The 20,135-nt window shown below is 72.5% G+C and carries 15 protein-coding genes; 4 read left to right on the top strand and 11 right to left on the bottom strand.

Annotated elements, in window-relative coordinates; all coding sequences use genetic code 11:
* Nucleotides 1-53: 53 nt before the first annotated feature.
* The 3 genes from EAD89_RS19975 to EAD89_RS19965 form a co-directional block, all read right to left on the bottom strand.
* Nucleotides 54-1,706 carry a hypothetical protein gene (locus EAD89_RS19975; RefSeq protein WP_121676792.1) on the bottom strand — a complete coding sequence of 551 codons (1,653 nt, stop codon included), beginning with the start codon at nt 1,704-1,706 and terminating at the stop codon, nt 54-56.
* 299 nt (nt 1,707-2,005) lie between these two features.
* Nucleotides 2,006-3,910 (bottom strand): hypothetical protein, encoded by a 1,905-nt coding sequence (locus tag EAD89_RS19970; protein WP_121676791.1) that lies wholly within the window; start codon nt 3,908-3,910, stop codon nt 2,006-2,008.
* Nucleotides 3,911-4,209: 299 nt separating this feature from the next.
* Nucleotides 4,210-5,691 carry an aminopeptidase P family protein gene (locus EAD89_RS19965; RefSeq protein WP_121676790.1) on the bottom strand — a complete coding sequence of 494 codons (1,482 nt, stop codon included), beginning with the start codon at nt 5,689-5,691 and terminating at the stop codon, nt 4,210-4,212.
* Between the two features lie 133 nt (nt 5,692-5,824).
* On the opposite strand from EAD89_RS19965, the gene asnB reads away from it, so the two are divergent.
* The gene (gene asnB, locus EAD89_RS19960) at nt 5,825-7,786 is read left to right on the top strand and encodes an asparagine synthase (glutamine-hydrolyzing) (RefSeq protein WP_121676827.1); all 1,962 of its coding nucleotides are present in this window, start codon (nt 5,825-5,827) and stop codon (nt 7,784-7,786) included.
* 99 nt (nt 7,787-7,885) lie between these two features.
* On the opposite strand, the gene EAD89_RS19955 is transcribed toward asnB, so the two are convergent.
* The 4 genes from EAD89_RS19955 to EAD89_RS19940 form a co-directional block, all read right to left on the bottom strand.
* Nucleotides 7,886-9,004 (bottom strand): lytic polysaccharide monooxygenase, encoded by a 1,119-nt coding sequence (locus tag EAD89_RS19955; RefSeq protein ID WP_121676789.1) that lies wholly within the window; start codon nt 9,002-9,004, stop codon nt 7,886-7,888.
* Between the two features lie 294 nt (nt 9,005-9,298).
* Entirely contained in the window at nt 9,299-11,530 is a 2,232-nt protein-coding gene (locus EAD89_RS19950) for a xanthine dehydrogenase family protein molybdopterin-binding subunit (protein WP_121676788.1), read from the bottom strand.
* Nucleotides 11,527-12,522, bottom strand: coding sequence for a xanthine dehydrogenase family protein subunit M (locus tag EAD89_RS19945; protein ID WP_121656092.1), 996 nt, complete (start codon nt 12,520-12,522; stop codon nt 11,527-11,529). The genes EAD89_RS19950 and EAD89_RS19945 overlap by 4 nt, the downstream gene beginning before the upstream one ends.
* On the bottom strand, nt 12,509-12,973 hold the full coding sequence (locus tag EAD89_RS19940; protein WP_199723506.1) for a (2Fe-2S)-binding protein: 465 nt from the start codon (nt 12,971-12,973) through the stop codon (nt 12,509-12,511). Before EAD89_RS19940 ends, EAD89_RS19945 begins: the two co-directional genes overlap by 14 nt.
* A gap of 234 nt (nt 12,974-13,207) precedes the next feature.
* Here EAD89_RS19940 and EAD89_RS19935 point away from each other — a divergent pair, with 234 nt between their 5' ends.
* Nucleotides 13,208-14,359, top strand: a complete 1,152-nt coding sequence (locus EAD89_RS19935; protein WP_121676787.1) for an XdhC family protein — start codon at nt 13,208-13,210, stop codon at nt 14,357-14,359.
* 138 nt (nt 14,360-14,497) lie between these two features.
* Complete coding sequence (locus EAD89_RS19930) at nt 14,498-15,433, top strand: carbohydrate kinase (protein WP_121676786.1); 936 nt, start codon at nt 14,498-14,500, stop codon at nt 15,431-15,433.
* On the opposite strand, the gene EAD89_RS19925 is transcribed toward EAD89_RS19930, so the two are convergent.
* Entirely contained in the window at nt 15,430-16,266 is an 837-nt protein-coding gene (locus tag EAD89_RS19925; RefSeq protein ID WP_121656088.1) for an MBL fold metallo-hydrolase, read from the bottom strand. The genes EAD89_RS19930 and EAD89_RS19925 overlap by 4 nt on opposite strands.
* A complete protein-coding gene (locus tag EAD89_RS19920) occupies nt 16,263-16,667 on the bottom strand; it encodes a thioesterase family protein (RefSeq protein WP_121656087.1) in 405 nt (134 codons plus the stop codon). Before EAD89_RS19920 ends, EAD89_RS19925 begins: the two co-directional genes overlap by 4 nt.
* A 150-nt stretch (nt 16,668-16,817) precedes the next feature.
* Between EAD89_RS19920 and EAD89_RS19915 the strand changes: the two genes are divergently transcribed.
* Nucleotides 16,818-17,936, top strand: a complete 1,119-nt coding sequence (locus tag EAD89_RS19915) for a phosphatase PAP2 family protein (protein WP_233578843.1) — start codon at nt 16,818-16,820, stop codon at nt 17,934-17,936.
* A gap of 24 nt (nt 17,937-17,960) precedes the next feature.
* Here EAD89_RS19915 and EAD89_RS19910 read toward each other — a convergent pair whose 3' ends face one another.
* Together EAD89_RS19910 and EAD89_RS19905 are read right to left on the bottom strand one after the other, a co-directional pair.
* Nucleotides 17,961-19,457, bottom strand: a complete 1,497-nt coding sequence (locus EAD89_RS19910) for a PH domain-containing protein (RefSeq protein ID WP_233578842.1) — start codon at nt 19,455-19,457, stop codon at nt 17,961-17,963.
* Between the two features lie 43 nt (nt 19,458-19,500).
* Nucleotides 19,501-20,013 (bottom strand): PH domain-containing protein, encoded by a 513-nt coding sequence (locus EAD89_RS19905; RefSeq protein ID WP_121653642.1) that lies wholly within the window; start codon nt 20,011-20,013, stop codon nt 19,501-19,503.
* Between the last annotated feature and the right edge of the window lie 122 nt (nt 20,014-20,135).

The following is a 20,135-nucleotide window of genomic DNA, read 5'->3' as shown; positions in this document are numbered from 1 at the left end:
CTGTCTGCTGGCCGTCGTGCCGCCGTCACCGGCCGCACGTCACCCGAGGGTGATCAGGCGAAGCAGTTCTCGATGGTGCCGCCCGGGATGGCCAGGCAGTTCGTCGGACGGTTCGCGGTGATGGCGGACTTGTTGTCCACGTTCACCTCGCCGAAGAAGCTGAACACACCGCCCGGAGCGAAGGTGGAGAAGTTGTGGGCGACCTTCGTCTTCGACAGGTTGACCTCGCCGAAGATGTTGAAGATGCCGCCGCCGACCCCGATCGGCCCGATGGCCCGGTTGCCGACGACCTCACTGTCGCGCAGCGTGAGGACGCTGTCCGCGTTGAAGACGCCGCCGCCGAAGAAGCCGGCGGTGTTGTCCTTGATGGAGCTCTTCTCGACGGTGACCGCGCTGTCGAAGGCGATGGCCAGACCACCACCGACACCGGCGGTGCTGTTCTTCTCCACCGTGACGTCGTGCAGGTTCATCTGGCTCTCGGCCGCGGCGATGCCGCCACCGGCGAGGACCGCGGTGTTCGAGACGAACTTGGTCCCGTACGCGGTGGTGTTGCCCTCGATGTCGAGGAGGCCACCGCCGAAGCCCAGCGTCTCGTTGTCGCTGATCTCGCTCTTCTTCAGCTCGACGGTCCCGCCGTCGACGTCATCGGTGAAGATCTCCGCGGCGCCGTTCGAGATGCCGCCACCGCCGATGATGGCGGTGTTGTCCTTGATCTTCGACTCCTCGACCTTGAGCAGGCCGGCGTTGAAGACGCCGCCACCGAAGAAGAAGGCGGTGTTGCGGGCGATGGTGCTGTGCCAGATCTTCGTGGTGCCGAAGTTGGCCACGCCACCTCCGTTGCCGCCCGCCTGGTTGAGGACGACCTCGGACTCCAGGATCTCGGCGGTGCCGCCCGGCTGGACCAGGATGCCGGCGCCGTCGTTCGCGTCCGGCTCCTCGACGAGCGGCGTGACGACGCCGTTCTGAGCGGCCGGGGCGGCCTTGGGCGTGACCTTCGGCGCCGCCTTCAGGCCCGCCTTCGGGTTGGCCTGGCGGGTGGCGAGCGCCTGGTTCAGCGGAACGCCCGCCTTCACCTGCGCGGCGATCGCCTCGGAGTCCGAGTAGGACGCCCAGACGTCTGCCGGCTGGACGCTGTTGAACAGTTCGAGCGTCTGGCCGCCCTTGATGGTCAGGCCCTTGATCGTGAGGTGCCCACCGCTGCCGACGTTGAGGATCCGGAAGTAGTCGGCCGTGGCCTCCCGTGCGATCGTCGTGTGCTCGCCCTTGAGGGTGATCCGCTCGGTGATGATCGGCAGGCCGTTGCCCTCGTAGTCGTTGCGGGTCAGGTTGTAGGTGCAGCCCTTGGCCAGCTCCAGCACACCGCCGTGCTTGCTGTTGGCGAAGACGATCGCCTGAATCAGCTTGTCGGTGTCGCAGGGCACCTCCTTCCCGCGCTCGTGGTCCTTGTCCTTGTCCCGGTCCTTGTCGTCCCGGTTCTTGTCCTTGTCCCACTCGCGACCCTCGTCACCGCGCTGGTCGCCGTCCTTGCTGACCTGTGCGGTGTTCCAGTTCAGGCCGCCGACCGCGCCGGCGCTGCCCGCGACGCCCACCGCCGCGAGACTGATCACGCCCGTCAATCCGGCTACGCCACTGGCGAGCCAGAGCTTGCGGCGGCGCTTGGCCGACGCCTGCCCGGAGGCTTCGTTGTTCGTTAGGTAGTTGGACATCGGAGCTCTCTGCCCTCTCCTCGTACCAGACAGGGTCGCCGCCCTCAGGCGGGCGTCCCCTGCTACAAATCGGTTGTAGCTCCCAAAAACACCGTATGAGAAGGATCCTCGCCTCGCGGGCTTATCCGAAAGAAGCCCACATTCGGTTCGTGTTCGTCCTCGACGGGCCGGACGCCCCGCCCGGGCACAGGCCCACCCAAGGCGCTCGTCGCCCCCCGTGACCTGCCCAAACAGGTACGCCCCTCCGCGCCGTCACCGGCTCGGAGGGGCGCACCCTCTATGTGGATCAGCCCCACCGATCAGGCGAAGCAGTCCGGAACGTTGAAGCAGTTGGTGGGACGGTTGGCGGTGACCGCGGACTTGTCGTCCAGGGTCACGGTGCTGCCGAGGTTGTTGAAGATGCCCCCGGGCGGGAGAGTGGCGAAGTTGTGCGCCACCTTCGTCCGGTGGAGCGTGACCTCGCCCCGGTTGGTGTTGAAGATGCCGCCGCCGCGGGCCAGCGGACCGACTGCCCGGTTGCCCACGACCTCGCTGTCGCGCAGGGTGGTGACGCTGTCCTCGTTGAAGAGGCCGGCGCCGAAGAACCCGGCCGTGTTGTCCTTGATCCAGCTGTTCTCCACGGTCGCGGTGCTGTCGAAGGCCACCGCCAGGCCGCCACCCACGCCGGCGGTGCTGTTCCCGGCCACCGTGGCGTGCTTGAGGGTGAGCTGGCTGTCGGCCACCGCGACGCCACCACCGGCGAGCAGCGCGGTGTTGTTGCTGACCTTCGTCTCGTGCAGGGTCGTGGTGCCCTCGACGTCCAGGACGCCGCCGCCGAAGCCGAGCGTCCGGTTGTCGGAGACCTCGCTCTTGTAGACCCAGACCGAGCCGCCGTCGACGTCGTCGGTGAAGATCTCCGCAGCGCCGTTGGCGATGCCGCCACCGCCGATGATCGCGTTGTTGTCCTTGACCTTCGACTCGTTGACCTCGAGTACGCCGGCGTTGAAGATGCCGCCGCCGAAGAAGAAGGCGGTGTTGTGCGCCACGGTGGTCTTGATGAGCCGGGCGGTGCCGAAGTTCGCCAGCCCGCCGCCGTTGCCGCCGGACTGGTTGTACAGCAGCTCGCTGTCCAGGATGTCCGCCCGGCCACCGGGCTGCACCAGCACCCCGGCGCCGTCGTTGAACCCGGGCTCCTCCACCAGCGGCACCGCCGCGGGCCCGGCCGTCGCCGGCTTGGCTACCGCACCGGCCGCCGGCTTGGCGGTCGCCGCCGCGGGCTTGGCCGCCGCCGACTGCGCCGGCTTGGCCGCCTTGGCTGCGGGCTTGGCTGCCGCCGCTGCCGGCTTGGCCGCTGCCGCTGCCGGCTTGGCTGCCGCCGCTGCGGGCTTGGCTGCCGCTGCTGCGGGCTTGGCCGCTGCCGCTGCGGGCTTGGCTGCCGCCGCTGCGGGCTTGGCCGCCGGGGCTGCCGGCTTGGCCGCCGCGCCCGGCTTCGGTGCCGCCGTCGCGGTCGCCGCGGTCGCCCGGACCGAGGGCGAGTACGGCGCCCAGACCGTCGCCGGATCCATGGTCATCGCCCGTTCGAGGGTCTGGCCGCCCTTGATGCTCAGGCCCTTGAGGGTGAGGTGCCCGCCGGGGCCGACGTTCAGGATCCGGAAGTAGTCGGCGGTGGCGTCGCGGCCGATGGTGGTGTGCTCGCCCTTGAGGGTGATCCGCTCGGTGATCACCGGCAGGCCGTTGCCCTCGTAGTCGTTGCGGGTCAGGTTGTAGGTGCAGCCCTTGGCCAGCTCCAGCACACCGCCGTCCTTGCTGTTGGCGAAGACGATCGCCTGGATCAGCTTGTCGGTGTCACAGGGGACCTGCTTGTTGCGGTCCTTGTCGTCGCGCTTGTCGTCGTCCTTGCCGTCCTTGCCGTCGTTGCCCTGGTCGTCGAAGCCGCTCCAGTCGCCGCCGCTCCACTCGTCACCCGGGTCCTGGCCGCTGTTCTCCTTGGCGTCGTCGGCGTTCTCGCCACCGGCGTCGCTGACGTTCTGCCGGTTGGTCGGCGCCTGCGCGTCGGACACGCGGGCGGGGTCGGGCTTGTCGTCCCGGGCGGCCAGGCCGCCGAGGGCTGCTAGGCCGACCACGCCGGTCAGCCCGGCCACGCCGGCGACCCAGAGCGCCCGCCGTCGTCGTGTCGGCGGAGCCGTCGAGGCCCCGCCGTCGGTACTCGTTACGTCGTTGGACATCAGAGCCTTCCGCCCTTTCCTGGTACCAGACGGGATCGCACCGCCCAAGGCGCGCGACCAGCTACAAATAGGTTGCAGCCTCTGATCCCCACCGTATGAGAACCATCCTCGCGATGCGGACTTATCCGAGAAAAGCCCGCATTCACCTCAGGTCAGGGCAGGAGCCGGTGAACGGGCCCGGGTCGACAGGAAGGTGCGTGAGCAGCCCAAACGCCGACGGACCCCGCCGCCGGGCGCGCGGACGTCGAAACGTCGCTGCCCGGCGGCGGGGTCCGCCGTGGTCGTGCAGGTGGTGGGGGTCAGCCCGGCAGGCGCGGCCCTGCCTCGCGCTGCTCGGCCAGCCAGGTCTCCACCTCGTCGGCGGTACGCGGCAGGCCGGCCGACAGGTTCACCGCGCCGGTGGCGGTGACCAGCACGTCGTCCTCGATCCGCACGCCGACCCCACGCAGCTCGGCCGGAACCAGCTCATCCTCGGGCTGGAAGTACAGACCTGGCTCGACGGTGAGCACGTAGCCCTCGCCCAGCGTGCCGTCGCGGTACGTCTCCTTGCGGGCGTTCGAGCAGTCGTGCACGTCGATGCCGAGCATGTGGCCGAAGCCGTGCAGCGTCCACCGCCGGTAGATCGAGGACTTCTCGTCCATCGCCTCGTCCACGCTCACCGGCAGCAGACCCAGCTCCGCCAGACCCTCAGCGAGCACCCGCATGCAGGTCAGGTGGACGTCCTTGAACTTCACCCCGGGCCGGATGGCCTCGATACCGGCCTGCTGCGAGGCGTACACGATGTCGTAGACCTGGCGTTGCAGGGCGGTGAACCGGCCGCTGACCGGCAGCACCCGGGTCACGTCCGCGGTGTAGAGGTTGCGGCCCTCGACACCCATGTCCATGAGCAGCAGGTCACCGGGCCGGGTGGCGCCGTGGTTGTGCACCCAGTGCAGGATCGTGGCGTGCTCGCCGGCGCCGACGATCGAGCCGTACCCGACGTCGTTGCCGTCGTGCCGGGCGCGCAGCGCGAAGATCCCCTCCAGCAGTCGCTCCGAGACGGCGCGGTCCGCCGGCAGGATCCGGGCCACGTCCTCGAAGCCGCGCACCGTGGCGTCGATCGCGTCCTGGAGCTGGCCGATCTCCCACTCGTCCTTGACGAGCTTCTGCTCCGAGATGGCGATCGCCAGCTCCCGGTCGCGGGGCGGCTGCCCCTCGGCGCGGACCCCGTCGTACGGCCGGACCGCCGCGTCCACCTGGGCGTCGAAGCCGCGCAGCACCCGGGTCCGCCCCGGCGGCAGGTCGGCGAGCGTCGCCTCCAGGCCGGTCAGGTCGGCGGTGGGCAGGCCCAGCTCGGTGGACTTCTCGCCGAGCGTGTGCCGCCGGCCCACCCACAGCTCGCCGTGCCGGCTGCGGAAGAACTCGTCGGTCTCCCGCGACGAGCGGGGCCGCATGTACAGCGTGGCGTCGTGCCCGGAGCCGTTCGGGCGAAGTACCAGCACGCTGTCCGGGTCGCGGTCGCCGGTCAGGTAGGCGAAATCACTGCCCGGCCGGAACGGGTAGGCGGTGTCGTTGGCCCGGACCTTCTCGGAGCCGGTCGGGATCACCAGCGTCTCGCCCGGGAAGGCCGCCGAGAGCGTGGCCCGCCGCTTGGCGTAGTTCGGGGCCTCCGGCCGGGGCGCGACCGGAAGCGCGCTGTCCCGCCAGCCCTTCCGCATGAAGGACAGGAACGCCTCCGGGAAGTCCGGATCGTGCGATTCCGTACCGTCCGTCGGCGTACCGTCGGTGCGTCCCTCGGTCATTGCGCCGCTCCCTCCGTGTCATTGCTGGTCCCGACGGTACCGCGCGCCCGGTTCGCGCCGGCGCCGCCCGGGAGCGCTCCGGATCGACGGACGGCTGCGACGGGCCTCCGGCGCGCGTGGGAAGATGACCACCATGTGCGGACTCCTGGCCTTCTTCAGCGCGAACGGCAACGCCGCCGCGCACCGCGACCACATCGCCGGAGCGTTGGAATGCCTGCACCACCGCGGCCCCGACGAGACAGGGGTCGAGGTGGTCGGCGACGCCTCCGGCCGGTACGCGGACGGAGTGTTCGCCCACAAGCGGCTCGCCATCATCGACGTCGCGTCGAGTCACGAGCCGCTGCCCTACGCGAACGGCCGTTACCTGCTGACCTTCAACGGTGAGATCTACAACTACATCGAGCTGCGCGACGAGCTGGTCCGGGACTTCGGCGCCCAGTTCGCCACCGCCGGTGACGGCGAGGTGATTGTCGCCGGCTACCACTTCTGGGGCGAGCAGGTGCTCACCCGGTTGCGCGGCATGTTCGCCTTCGTCATCTGGGACCGGCAGGAGCGGCGCGCGTTCGGCGCCCGCGACTACTTCGGCATCAAGCCGATGCACTACCTGGAGACCGCCGACGGGCTCTACCTGGCCTCGGAGAAGAAGGCGCTGCTGCCGTTCGCGCACAGCAGCTACCAGGGTGACGCGGGCGTCGACGCGGCCAACCTCAGCCACTACCTGACCCTGCAGTACGTCCCCGAGCCCGGCACCCTGCACAAGGGCATCAACCGGATCGGCTCCGGGGAGTACCTGACCTGGACCCCGGGCGGGCGGATCGACGTCCGCCGGTGGTACCGGCCGGTGTTCCGGCCGGCGCCGGTCGACGACGAGCAGAAGCTGTACCACGAGATCCGGGAGACGCTGCGGGAGAGCGTGCGCATGCACATGCGCTCCGACGTGCCGGTCGGCTCGTTCCTGTCCAGCGGCATCGACTCCACCGCGGTGGTCGCGCTGGCCCGGGAGTTCAACCCGAACATCCTGACCTTCACCGTCGGCTACGACGTGCCGGGCTATTCGGAGATCGACGTCGCGCAGGACTCGGCCCGGCACCTGGACGTCACCACCATCCCCACCAAGATCGGTCCGCAGGACATGATCGACGCGCTGCCGAAGATCGTCTGGCATCTGGACGACCCGGTGGCCGACCCGGCGCTGGTGCCGCTCTACTTCGTGGCGAAGAAGGCCGCCGAGCACGTCACGGTGGTGCTCTCCGGCGAGGGGGCCGACGAGTTCTTCGGCGGCTACACGATCTACCGCGAGCCGCTGTCGCTGGGCACCGTCAACGGTCTGCCGGGCGGGGTGCAGAAGGGGCTGCGCGCCGTCTCCAAGGCGATCCCGCAGGGGGTCAAGGGCAAGAGCTTCCTGGAGCGCGGCACCACCCCGATCGAGGAGCGGTACTACGGCAACGCGCGGATGTTCACCGAGGAGGAGAAGCAGCAGCTCCTGCGCCGCTACGACCCCTCGGTGCGCTACACCGACGTGACCGCCCCGATCTACGCGGAGTGCACCGAGCTGGACGACGTCACCAAGATGCAGTACGTCGACCTCTACACCTGGCTGCGCGGGGACATCCTGGTCAAGGCCGACCGGATCTCGATGTCCCACTCGCTGGAGGTGCGGGTGCCGTTCCTCGACCGCGCGGTGTTCGACGTCGCGGCGAAGATCCCGGTGGACCTGAAGCTGCCGCCGCGCTCGGACGCCACGAAGTACGCGATGCGTCAGGCGTTGCAGGGCGTCGTTCCGCCGGCCATCGTCAACCGCAAGAAGCTGGGCTTCCCGACCCCGACCCGGGTGTGGCTGCGCGGCGAGATGTACGAGTGGGCCCGGCACGTGCTGAGCACCTCGGGCGCGGGCGACCTGCTCGACCTGTCGTACGCGCTGCGGCTGCTCGACGAGCACAAGCGGGAGGAGGCCGACCACTCCCGCAAGGTGTGGACCGTGTTGATCTTCTGCATCTGGCACGCCATCTTCGTGGCCAAGACCCTCGACCCGGGCATCCAGCGCAACCAGTCCGCCCTGCTGACGAAGCCGGTGGTCGGCTCCATGGTCCGCTGACCTCCCGACCCCACCCCTGTTGATCAAGAGGTTTGCGTCATCCGGAGTCGTTCCGGTGACGCAAACCTCTTGATCATTTCCAGTGCGGGTGGGAGTGGGTCAGCGGCGGGCGCAGGTGACTGTGGGGAGGGTGTTGGTGCCTGTGGTGCTTGCCAGGAAGCCGAAGGTTGTGGTGCCTTCGGGTGCGACCGTGCCGTTGTGCGCGACGTTGGTGGCCGTCACCGAGGAGCCGGACGAGCTCTGGGTGGCGTTCCAGATCTGAGTGATCGACTGCCCGCTGGGCCAGGTCCAGCTCGCGGTCCAGCCGGCGAACGGCGTACTGCCGTGATTCATGATCATGACTTCGCCCTGGAAGCCGCCCTGCCACGCGCTGACGACCTTGTAGACCGCCATGCAGTCACCGCCGTGCGGCGGCGGGGTGGTCGGGTTCGGCGGCGGAGTGGTCGGGTTGGGCGGCGGAGTCGTCGGGTTGGGCGGCGGAGTCGTCGGGTTCGGCGGCGGGGTGCCGCCCGGACCCACGCCGGTCACCTGGCCGTTGCCGCCGTCGAAGGTCACGTCGGAGCAGCCGAAGAAGTTCTCCTGCGAGTCCGAACGCACCCAGCGGGAGTAGATGATGTGCCGGCCGCTCTTGCCCGACGGCAGGTTGCCGCTGAAGTAGTAGTGCCCCTCGTTGGTGCCGGCCCCGCCACGCTGCGGCGGGTTGGTCACCGTCAGGAACGGCTGCTCCTCCAGGTCGCCCCAGGCGAGCGCCCGGGTCGGGCTCCAGCTGTTCTTGGTCACGTAGAAGTAGAAGGTGCCCGGGTGGTGCGCCCAGTTGCTGTACCGGAAGTCCAGCCGCGCGCCGGCGGTCAGGTGGGTCAGCGGCCAGTCGGTACGGGGCAGGTCGTAGCCCCGGTAGCCGGGGTTGCCGCCGCTGCACAGCTGCCCGTCCGGGATGAAGCCGACCGTCCGGCCGCCGGCGTCGGAGCGCAGCACGCTGAACCAGTTGTAGAGCGAGTTCGCGCCACTCTGCGCCACGGCGGCGGAGCACGCAGGGTTGTTCGGCCGGATCTCGCCGGTCTGGCTCAGGCCGTCCTGCCAGCACAGGAAGGTGCGGCTGCCGGGGGTCATGGCCGCGCCGTGCGCGGCGGCCGGCTCCGGACTGGACGCCAGGGCGACGGCGCCCAGGCTGAGGGCCACGGCTGCGGTGAGCAACGCGGCCGTACGGGAACGGTTCACGGGTTCTCCTGACTCGCGAGGCGCGCCGCCCGAGCCGCCCCGCCGCAATCGGGTGGGGATGTGGCCTGATCGCCCCGCTGCAAGGAACGGAAGCGACGATCACGGTGCGTGCCCCGGCAGGGGACCGGCCGGTGGACACGCGCCGTCAACGGTCCCTGTCGTGGACCGGCGCCCTCGCGTCGAACGAACCCGGCAACCGGCGGCGCGGCAGCCCTCGCACCGCCCGGTACGCGTCATCCCACCATGCCGCCCGGCCGCAACGCAATAGTCCGTTCTCGATGTGTCAGGCCGTCGTCAGAGCAGCTTCTCCAGGGTGATCGGCAGCTCGTACTGCCGACGGCCGGTGGCGTGGTGCACGGCGTTGGCGATCGCGGCGGCCGCACCCACCACGCCGATCTCCCCGACGCCCTTCATTCCGAGCGGGTTCACGACCTCGTCGTGCACCTCGATGGTGTCCACCACCACGTCCGGCGCGTCCGCGTTGACCGCCACCAGGTAGTCGCCGAGGCTGGCGTTGGTCCAACGACCCGACCGGGGATCCATCCGGGTGGCCTCCAGCAGCGCCTGGCCGAGCCCCCACAGCATGCCGCCCATCAATTGGCTGTGCGCGGTCTTGCGGTTGAGCACCCGGCCGGGCGCGAACACCCCGACCATCCGGCGCACCCGGACCACGCCGAGGTCGGCGTCGACCGCCACCTCGGCCATCTGGGCGCCGAAGGTGTGCACCCCGTACCCGGCGTCCTGCGGTGGCGGCGTCCAGGTGCCGAGCACCTCCACGTCCGGAGTCAGGGTGCGCTGCATCAGATCGGCGTACGTCTCGCCGACGTCGGGCCGGTCGCGCCGTGCCATCCGGCCGTCCTGCACGACCACCCCGGCGGGGTCCGCGCCGTGCAGGGGCGAGTGGTCGTCGGCGACCGCGCGCCCGATCAGCTCGTCGCGAAGCTGGGTCACCGCCAGGTGTACGGCGGAACCGACCGCGCTGGTGCCGGCGGAGCCGACGGCGGCGGTGACGTTCGGCAGGTCACTGCTCCCGCCGACGAACCGCACCCGCTCCACCGGCAGGCCGAGCGCGTCCGCCGCGACCTGGGTCATCGCGGTGTAGACGCCGGTGCCGAACTCCGACACGCCGGCCTCGACGACCGCGGTCCCGTCGTTGTAGAGCCGGGCCCGGGCGCGCTGCGGGTTCACCGGTTGGGTCACCGGGTAGAGCGCGCTGGCCATGCCACTGCCGATCAGCCACTGGCCCTCGCGCCGGGGCCGGGAGTCGCGGTCGGCCCAGCCGAACAGCTCGGACGCCCGCTGGTAGCACTCCTTCAGCCCGCTGCTGGACCAGGGGTGCCCGCTCTCCGGATCGGTGTCGGAGCAGTTGCGCAGCCGCAGCTCCACCGGGTCGATCCCGACCCGCTCGGCCAGCTCGTCCATCGCGCATTCGAGGGCGAACATGCCGGTCGCCTCACCGGGGGCGCGCATGAAGGTCGGGGTGATCGTGTTGCCCCGGATCAGGTGGTAGACCCCCTCGTAGTGGGGGCTCGTGTACGCCACGGCCGGACTCTGCAACGACGGCTCGGCCCAGTCGTCGAACTGGGAGGTGAGGGACAGTTTGTGGTGGCGCAGCGCGGTGATCCGACCGTCCGCGTGGGCCCCGAGGGTGATCCGCTGCTCCTGCTCCTCGCGGTGCCCGCAGGAGGTGAACATCTGCTCCCGGGTCAGCGCCAGCCGCACCGGCCGGCCGACCTGCCGGGCGGCGAGCGCGGCCAGCGCCGGGTGGTGCCAGATCATCGCCTTGGAGCCGAAACTGCCGCCGACGGCGTGGCTCACCACCCGGATCGAGATCGGCGGCAGGCCGAGCAGCGCCGCGACGGTGAACTGGGTGGCGTTCGGCCCCTGGGTCGAGTCGTAGACGGTCAACCGGTCGATGTCCTCCCACACGGCCGTGCTGGCGGACGCCTCGATCGGGTTGTGGTGGTTGGGTGCGAACCGGTACGTCGCGTCCACGCGCACCTCCGCCTCGGCCAGCGCCTTCGCCACGTCACCGCGGGACCCGTGCCCGGGCAGCAGCCCGCCGAAGATCCGCTCGGGCACGTACGCCTGGTCCCGGGCCTGGTCGATCAGGGTGATGGCGGGCGTGGCGGCGTACTCGACGCGGATCAGGGTGCCCGCGTGCTCGGCACGTTCGATGGTGTCGGCGACCACGAGGGCGATGGGCTGACCGGCGTAGTGGATCGTCTCGTCCTGCATCGGAAAGAAGGTCTGGCCCGGCGCGGCCAGCCCGGCCAGCGACGGGAGCAGCTTCGGCACGGTGGCGACCCGGTCCAGATCGCGATGGGTGAACACGGCCAGCACCCCGTCGGCCCGCTCGGCCTCGACGGTGTCGATCGCGGTGATCCGGCCGCTGGCCACCGTGGCGCCGACCAGCACGCCGTGGACCAGGCCGGTCACCGGGACCTCCGCGGAGTAGCGCGCCTCGCCGCGTACCTTGGCGCGCCCGTCCACCCGGTTGAGCGTCGCGCCGATCGCCGGGCTCATGCCGCCACCTCCCGCTGCGTCAGCTGCTCCAGGGCCCGGACGATCGTCCGCCGGGCCAGCTCGATCTTGAAGGCGTTCATCCCGTGCGACACCGCCGGCGCCAGCTCGGCCGCCGCCGCCCGGCGGAACGACTCGGTGGTCGCCGGAGCGCCGACGAGCACCTGCTCGGCCGCGCGGGCCCGCCACGGTTTGGTGGCCACCCCGCCCAGGGCCAGCCGTACCTCCGTGATCTGGCCGCCGCTCATCGCGATGGCCGCCGCGACCGAGGCGAGCGCGAACTCGTACGACTCGCGATCACGGATCTTGATGTACCGGGACGTGGCCGCGACCGGTGCCGGCGGCAGGTCGATCCCGGTGACCAGCTCGCCGTGGGCCAGCGGATGTTCCCGCTCCGGGGTCTCGCCGGGAAGCAGGAAGAAGTCGTCGATCGGGATGCTCCGCGGGCCGCCCGGTCCCTCGGTCTGCACCACGGCGTCCAGCGCGACCAGCGCGACGGCCAGGTCGGACGGATGGGTGGCGATGCAGCGCTCGCTGGTGCCGAGCACGGCGTGCCCCCGGTTGATCCCCTCGATCGCGCTGCACCCGCTGCCGGGGACGCGTTTGTTGCAGGCCGCCGCGGTGTCGCGGAAGTAGCCGCACCGCACCCGCTGCAACAGGTTGCCGCCGAGGGTGGCCATGTTGCGCAGCTGCGGGGAGGCGCCGAGCAGCAGCGCCTCGGCGACCATCGGGTAACGGCGAACCAGCTCGGGCTCCTCGGCCACGTCGCTCATCCGGGCCAGTCCGCCGAGCCGCAGCCCTCCGCCGGGCAGCTCCTCGACGCGGTTCAGCGGCAGGTCGTTGATGTCGACGAGGCGGCGCGGCTGCTCGACGTAGATGCGCAGCAGGTCGATCTGGGTGGTGCCACCGGCCAGGAAGGTGCTCTCCGGGTCGGCGCTCACCGCGCCGATCGCGCTGCCGACGTCGGTGGCGCGCGAGTAGCTAACGGGCCGCATCGGCGGTGCCTCCCTGGTCGCGGACCTGGCGGACGGCAGCACGGATGTGCGGGTACGCGGCGCAGCGGCAGATGTTGCCGCTCATCCACTCCCGGATCTCCATGTCGTCGCCGGCGTGCCCCTCGGCCAGCAGCGCCACCACGGACATGATCTGCCCGGATGTGCAGTAGCCGCACTGGAAGGCGTCGCAGTCCAGGAACGCCTGCTGCACCGGGTGCAGGGTGTCGCCGTCGGACAGTCCCTCGATCGTGGTCACCTCGCGGTTCTCGCAGGTGATCGCCAGGGTGAGGCAGGACAGCACGCGGCGTCCGTCCACCCACACCGTGCAGGCGCCGCAGGCGCCCTGGTTGCAGCCCTTCTTGGTCCCCGTCAGTTCGAGCCGGTCGCGCAGGGCGTCGAGCAGGCTGACCCGTGGCTCGACGGTCGTCGTCCGGGATTCCCCGTTCACCATGAGGTGGACCTCGACGGCGCCGGGACCGCGGACCACCGCGTGGTCGGGGCTCGGCGCGGTACGCAGCGCCTGGTAGGACTTCACCAACTCGCACCTCCTCCAGTTGAAACCGACCATATCCTTCGCATAAGGACTGTTTGCCGCTTTCATGGCGATGTCGCCGGACCGACGGGCCTGGCCGGCACGGGCCGGCCGACGCGGCGGCGAGACGGAGAGACGGAGAGGCGGCGGAGCGTGCCGGACGTGTTCGACGAGGCGCACCGCCGCTGCCGCGCCGGCGAGGCGGTCGCCCTGGCCACCGTCGTGGCCACCTGGCGGTCCGCGCCGCAGCCGCCCGGCGCCAGCATGCTGGTCGCGGCCGACGGCGCGGTCACCGGCAGCGTCTCCGGCGGCTGCGTCGAGGCCGACCTCTACGAACGGGCCCGCCGCGTGCTCGACACCGGCGCCCCCGAACTGACCCGCTACGGCGTCAGCGACGACACCGCGTACACCGCGGGCCTGACCTGCGGCGGGGAGCTCGACGTGTTCGTGGAGCGGATCGACGCCGGCCGTCTCGTGGAGCTGGACGCGGTCGACTCGGCACGCCGCGCCGGCCGACCCGTGGCGGTGGTCACCTGCGTCGCGGCCGACGCCGGCGACCCACCGGGCGCGGCGCCCGCCGACCCGGCGGGGCGACTGGGACGCCGCCTGGTGCTGACCGGGCAGCGGGTGACCGGCTCGCTCGGCGACGACCGGCTGGACGCCGCCGCCACCGCCGACGCCCTCGGGCTGCTCGCCGCCGGGCACAGCGGGGTGCTCCGGTACGGCTACCACGGGCAGCGTCGAGGCGCCGGCCTGAGCCTCTTCGTGACCGCCTACGCCACCCCGCCCCGGATGATCGTCTTCGGGGCGATCGACTTCGCCGCCGCGGTGGCCCGGATCGGCACGTTCCTCGGCTACCGGGTGACCGTCTGCGACGCCCGTCCGGTCTTCGCCACCCCTCGGCGTTTCCCCGAGGCGGACGAGGTCGTGGTGCAGTGGCCGCACCGCTACCTGGGGACCGAGTTGGACGCCGGCCGGGTCGACGGGCGGACGGTGGTCTGCGTGCTGACCCACGACCCGAAGTTCGACATTCCGCTGCTGGCGCTGGCGCTGCGGCACCAGCTGGCGTACGTCGGCGCGATGGGTTCGCGGCGCACCCACGACGAGCGGCACAAGCTGCTGCGCGAGGCGGGGCTGAGCCCGGAGCAGCTCGCTCGGCTCGCCTCGCCGATCGGGCTGGACCTCGGTGGGCGTACCCCGGAGGAGACCGCGGTGAGCGTGGCCGCGCAGATCGTCGCGAGCCGTTGGGGTGGGAGCGGCCGTCCTCTGACCGCGTCCGGCGGGCCGATCCACCGGGCGGGATAGCACGGGCCGCTGCGGCGGTGCCCCGGTCGGGCCGGACCGCGCCTTCCGGACCCGCCGGGCCACACGCTGTGCCAGCCTGGTGCCACGCCGATCGCCGAGGCGGGCGGTGGGGCGGCTGGCGACGACGAAGGGACCGGCATGGGATACGCGGTGGTGCTCGGCGAGGCGCTCGTCGATCTGCTCGACACCGAGCGGGACGGCGAGCGGGTCTACCGGCAGGCGATCGGCGGCGCGCCGCTCAACGTCGCCGTCGGGGTGGCCCGGCTCGGTGGCGCGGCGCAGTTCGTCGGTTCACTCGGCGACGACGTGCTGGCCGGCCGGATCCGCGCGTTCCTGACCGCGGCCGATGTCGAGCTGGCCGGCGCGGTCACGGTGCCGGCGCCGACCACCCTCGCGGTGGTCACCTTCGCCGGCCCGGAACCCGACTTCCGCTTCTACGGGGAGCCGCCCTCCTACGGCCTGCTCGCTCCCGAGGATCTCGACCTGGCGCTGCTGGAGGGCGCGGACGTGCTCTACTGCGGCTCCGTCGTGCTGCTGCGACCCGACACGCTGGCGGCCGCCCGGCGTGCCTGGGGGCTCGCCACCGGCCTGCGGGTCTTCGACCCGAACGTGCGCCCCCGGCTCCTGAACGGGCCGGACGCGCTGGCGGGATTGCGCGAGGTGGTGGCCGAGTTCGCCGCCGGCGCGCATTTGGTCAAGCTGAGCACCGCCGACGCCGAGCTGCTCTACCCGGGTGAGCCGGTCGAGGGGGTGGCCGCGTACCTGCGCGAGCTGGGCGCCGCGACGGTCGTGGTGACGCTCGGCGCGGCCGGCGCGGTGCTGGCCGCCGCCGATTCCGATCCGGTCCGGGTGCCGGCGCCCCGGGTCGACGCGATCGACGCCACCGGCGCCGGCGATTCGGTGATGGCCGCGTTGATCGCCGATCTGCTCCTCGACGGTGAACCGGCCGACCCGGAGGGCTGGGTCGGGCGGGTGGCGTTCGCGCTGCGGGTGGCCGGCCTGGTCTGCGAGTCACCGGGCGGCGCCACCGCCATGCCCACCCGCGACGACGTCCAGCGCCGCTTCGGAAGCTAGACCTCGACCGCGCCGTCGAGTTCGCGGTAGCCGCGGCGGGCGGCGACGACGGCGGCGCGGGCGCCGAAGGGCGCCTCGGCGGCGACCCGTTCCGGCGGCGCGCCACCGGTGTGCCCGGCCCGGATCAGCCAGGCCAGCTTCGCCAGCTCGGCGTGCTGCGCGCGGACGAACTCCACGTCCACCGGGTCGCCGTGGCCCGGCACCACCACCGTGCCCACGGTGGCCAGCCGGAGCAGGTCGGCGACCGCGTCCGGCCACTGCAGGGGGTACGAGTCCTCGAAGGCGGGCGGCCCGCTCTGCTCCACCAGATCCCCGGCGACCAGCACGTTCGCGTCGGGTACGTGCACCACCAGATCGGCGTCGGTGTGCCCCCGCCCGGGGTGACGCAGCAGCACCCGCCGGCCGCCCAGGTCGAGTGCCGTCTCGGTGTGCACGATGTGCGTCGGGGCGAGCAGCGGTGTGTCGGCCAGCTCGGCGGCGAGTGCGGGGTGCTCCTCGCGCACCTCCTCGTACGCCTCCCGGCGCAGCCGCTCCGGCTGCTCGCGCAGCGCCGTGGCGGCGAGCGCGTGCGCGTAGACCGGGCGGGGCGGGTCGCCGGCCAGGACGGCGTTGCCGAAGCAGTGGTCGTAGTGGTGGTGGGTGTTGACCAGCGTCAGCGGACGGTCGGTGACCGCCCGGACGGCGGCGGCCAGCTCGGTGGCCTGGGCCGCCGAGGAGAGGGTGTCCACCAGCAGCGCCTCGGCGTCGCCGACGACCAGGGTGACGTTGACCCGCAGCAGCGGCTCGCGCAGCACGTGCACCCGGTCGGCGACCTCGACGAATCCGCCGGTCATGATGCCCGCCCGGCACGGTCGACGAAGCGTTGCCGGTCCACCAGGATCCGTTCCACCCGACCCCGGGCCACCGTCTCGTCACCCTCGGTGACGGTCACCTCGAACGACAGCCGGCGACCGTCGACGGCCGCCAGCAGAGCCTGCGCCCGGACCGTCCGGCCGACCACGGTCGGCGCCAGGTGCTCCAGCTCGACCCGGGTCCCCACGGTCGTCGACCCGGACGGCATCGTGGTCGCGGTCGCCGCGACGGTGGCCGCCTCGGCCAGCGCGAGCACCCGGGGTGTGCCGAGCACCGGCACGTCCCCGGAACCGACCGCCTGGGCGGTGTCCGCGTCGGTGACGGTCAACTCGACCTGGGCGGTCAGACCCGGCGCGAAGGCCGGCTCGGGCTGCTCCTGCATGGTCGCCAGCCTAGGTGCTCGCCGAGCCCGCCGAGCACTCGCCCGGCGATCCCGCCGCACCCGTCGGGGCCCGCCGTCGCCCACCTGCGAACGGGTCCTCCGGGTGGTCCCCGTCGGTCGATGCCGCACCCGTCGTTAACCTTGACCGCGATGGCCGTCGTGACTGACCCCCAACCCCCCGCCCGGACCGACCCGCCCGCGTCCCCGGACGGGGGCCGTCGGCGCATCGTCGCCATGACGATCTGGGCGGTCGCCTTCGTGGCCGCCTGGCTGGGCATCGGGCTTCCCACCGACCCCGCGTACGCGTTCGTCTGGATCTGGGCGGGCACCATCGCCTGGAACAGCGACCGGCCGTGGCGAAGTCACCTGCGCTTCGCCCGGGACTGGGTGCCGGTGGTCCTGCTGCTCGCCGCGTACAACCTCTCCCGAGGGTTCGCCGACAACGGCGCCACCCCGCACGCGATGGAGCTGATCGTCGCCGACCGGTTCATGTTCGGCTGGGCCACCGGCGGCGAGGTGCCCACCATCTGGTTGCAGGAGCACCTCTACCACCCGCAGCTGCAGTGGTACGACGTCGCGGCGAGCTGGGTGTACTTCTCGCACTTCGTGGTCGCGCTGGCCGCCGCCGCCGTGCTCTGGCTGCGGGACCGGCACCGCTGGGCGGCGTACATGCGGCGCTGGGGCTTCCTCTGCGCCGCCGGCCTGGCCACCTACTTCCTCTACCCGGCTGCGCCGCCGTGGTGGGCGGCGCAGAACGGCCTGCTCACCGAGGTCGCCCGGATCTCCACCCGGGGGTGGAAGGCGTTCGGCATGCACGGCGCCGGCAACGTGCTCAACGCCGGCCAGATCGCCTCGAACCCGGTCGCCGCGATGCCGTCGCTGCACACCGCGTGGGCGCTGTTCGTGGTGCTCTTCTTCCTGCACACCACCCGCCGCCGCTGGTGGCCGCTGCTGCTCGCGTACCCGCTGGCGATGACCTTCACCCTGGTCTACTCGGGTGAGCACTACGTGATCGACGTGCTGGTCGGCTGGACGTACGTCGGGCTGACCTTCCTGGTGGTCGGCCTGGCCGAGCGCGGGTGGGCGGCGCTGCGGGCCCGACGCGCCGGGTCCGCCCCGGTCGCCGCGGAGCCGCCGCCGGGGGAGATCACCGGCCCGGACGGCACGGCGGACCCGCCGGAAACCACCTCGGAACGGCCGGCCGGCGGACAACCCGCGCGGGTCGCGCCGGGCGCCTCCGACCAGCCCGCGGTACCCGCCGACCGCTGACGCCGTCGGCGCCGGCTGACCGGGTCAGCCGGCGCGGCGGGCGGCGTGCGCGCGGGCGGTCAGCTCGGCCGCCAGGCCCCATGCCTCCGAAAGATCCCGGTCCTGGGCGGCCGCGCCCGACCCGCCCGCGGTGTCCGCGTGGACGGTGGCCAGCCCGAGCCGGCGCTGCGCCGGCCCCTGCACCACCCGCACGCTCTGGATCCGGGCGTACGGCACGATCGCCACCTGCCGGGTGAGCAGCCCGGACCGGGTGGCGAAGACCCGCTCGAACAGGCCGGCGCCGAACGCGCCCCGGCCCAGCGGGTGCAGCCAGCGGGCCCGGGGCGGTGGTGGGCTCAGCGCCAGCGCGTCGAGGCGTACGCCCGGCAGCACCTCGCCGACGATCATCGTCGCGGTCGGCAGGTCACCGACCGGCAGCAGACGGTCCGGTCGGTTGCGGTCGTCGGCCTCCGCGACGGAGTACCCGGCCACCTCCAGCCGCAGCCGCAGCCAGCCCTTCACCCGCCAGAGCAGCGGCCAGGTTGCCCGTACGGTCTGCACCCGGTCCAGCGGCACGGTCTGCGCCCGGGTCTCCAGCAGGCCGTTGTGCACCCGCAGCGTGCCGCCGTCGCGGGCCAGCCGGAAGTTCCAGTCGTCGAGGACCCGGCGGATCGGTTGCAGCAGCACACCGGCCATCGCGGTCAGCGTGCTCGCCACCGCGACGAACGACCACGACCCGGCGGTGAGGAACTGCACCACGACGAAGGCCAGACCGAACGGGAGCAGGAGCGCCTGCGGGGTGAGCAGCTGGCTGACCAGCAGGTTCTGGTTGCGTACCGCGTGCAGCGGGCGGCCCACCGCCGCCGCCGGCGGCGCCGTCCCCGGGGCCGTCGCGGGCGCCGCGAGCCCCGGCTCGGGCGGCTGTGACGTCCGGCCGGCGAGCGCCAGCAGCCGCTCGCGCAGCCGGGCCGCGTCGGCCACCCCGAGGTACGCCAGCGGCGCCTCGGTCTTGCCCCCGCCGACCACTTCCAGCCGCAGCTCGGCCAGGCCGGTGAGCTGGGCGAGCAGCGGCCGGACCACCTCCACGGCCTGCAACCGCTCCAGGGGAATCGCCCGGGTACGCCGCCAGAGCAGCCCCTCGTACACCCGCAGCTCCCGGCCCACCACGTGGTAGCCGGTGTTGTACCAGCTGACCACCGACAGCACGGTCGCGCCGAGCGCCAGCACGACGACCATGGCCGCGAACCAGCCGAAGCCGACGCGGGACAGCGTCGACCAGGACAGCCCGGCGATCACCACGACCAGCGATTTGGCCCCGTGCAGCAGCGGGCTGAGCGGGTGCAGTCGCTGACGCGGCTCGCCGTCGCCACCCGCGGCGGCCGCCGGCCAGGGCTGGGGCACCCCGGGAGGCACAGCCGTGTAGGGCGGCGCGCCGCCGGGCGCGTAGGGCGGCACCGCGCCGCCGGGGGGCGGGCCGGCGGGCGGCGCGCCGCCCGGTGGCCGGGGCGGTCCGGTGCCCGGTTCGGCGGGACGGTCGCTCATCGGGTCGACCTCCGGCGCGGCCGGTGGTCCCCCGGTCGCGCGGTCACAGCCCCTCCGCCCGGTCCTCGCCGAGCGCGGTGAGCCGGTCGCGTAGCCGGGACGCCTCCGCCGGTCGCAGCCCCGGCACCCGGGCGTCGCTCGCCGCCGCAGCCGTGTGCAACTGCACGGTGGCCAGGTTGAAGGCGCGCTCCAGCGGCCCGGCGCTGACGTCGACGAACTGCATCCGGGAGTACGGCACGATGGAGAGCCGCCGGATCAGCAACCCGTGCCGGACCAGCAGGTCGTCCTCCCGTTCCGCGTACCCCCAGGCCTTGACGGCGCGGACGATCGCCACGGCCCGCCACGCACCGAACACCAGGACGGCGGCGAGGGCGAGCCCGAACAGGCCCTGACCGCTCAACGCCCAGCCGATCCCGGTCACCGCCAGCCCGATGGCGAGCACCACGGCCAGCCGGATCAGCTCCACCCAGATCAGGTCGGAGGAGATCCGTTGCCAGCGGACCGTGTCCGGCCAGGGCTCCAGTGGCCCCCGCCCCGCCGACCCGTGGGTCAACAGGGTGCCGGGTGCGCCGGCGGGCGACGGGCCGGGCGGCAGCAGGCCGGGCGCCGGCAGGTCGGGCGGGCGCGGGTCGGCGTCGTACCCGCCGGCCGCCGGTACGGCGCCCGGCGGCAGCGGGG

The organism is Micromonospora sp. BL4, assembly GCF_003667505.1.
GTDB lineage: Bacteria > Actinomycetota > Actinomycetes > Mycobacteriales > Micromonosporaceae > Micromonospora.
The sequence above is the reverse complement of the archived record's forward strand: the minus strand, read 5'-3'. Positions and strand labels throughout refer to the sequence as shown.

Excerpts from the sequence above, each read along its gene's own strand:
- EAD89_RS19975 (WP_121676792.1), bottom strand. The coding sequence starts at position 1,706 with ATGTCCAACTACCTAACGAACAACGAAGCCTCCGGGCAGGCGTCGGCC.
- EAD89_RS19970 (WP_121676791.1), bottom strand. The coding sequence starts at position 3,910 with ATGTCCAACGACGTAACGAGTACCGACGGCGGGGCCTCGACGGCTCCG.
- EAD89_RS19965 (WP_121676790.1), bottom strand. The coding sequence starts at position 5,691 with ATGACCGAGGGACGCACCGACGGTACGCCGACGGACGGTACGGAATCG.
- asnB (WP_121676827.1), top strand. The coding sequence starts at position 5,825 with ATGTGCGGACTCCTGGCCTTCTTCAGCGCGAACGGCAACGCCGCCGCG.
- EAD89_RS19950 (WP_121676788.1), bottom strand. The coding sequence starts at position 11,530 with ATGAGCCCGGCGATCGGCGCGACGCTCAACCGGGTGGACGGGCGCGCC.
- EAD89_RS19945 (WP_121656092.1), bottom strand. The coding sequence starts at position 12,522 with ATGCGGCCCGTTAGCTACTCGCGCGCCACCGACGTCGGCAGCGCGATC.
- EAD89_RS19940 (WP_199723506.1), bottom strand. The coding sequence starts at position 12,973 with ATGGTGAACGGGGAATCCCGGACGACGACCGTCGAGCCACGGGTCAGC.
- EAD89_RS19930 (WP_121676786.1), top strand. The coding sequence starts at position 14,498 with ATGGGATACGCGGTGGTGCTCGGCGAGGCGCTCGTCGATCTGCTCGAC.
- EAD89_RS19925 (WP_121656088.1), bottom strand. The coding sequence starts at position 16,266 with ATGACCGGCGGATTCGTCGAGGTCGCCGACCGGGTGCACGTGCTGCGC.
- EAD89_RS19920 (WP_121656087.1), bottom strand. The coding sequence starts at position 16,667 with ATGCAGGAGCAGCCCGAGCCGGCCTTCGCGCCGGGTCTGACCGCCCAG.
- EAD89_RS19915 (WP_233578843.1), top strand. The coding sequence starts at position 16,818 with ATGGCCGTCGTGACTGACCCCCAACCCCCCGCCCGGACCGACCCGCCC.
- EAD89_RS19910 (WP_233578842.1), bottom strand. The coding sequence starts at position 19,457 with ATGAGCGACCGTCCCGCCGAACCGGGCACCGGACCGCCCCGGCCACCG.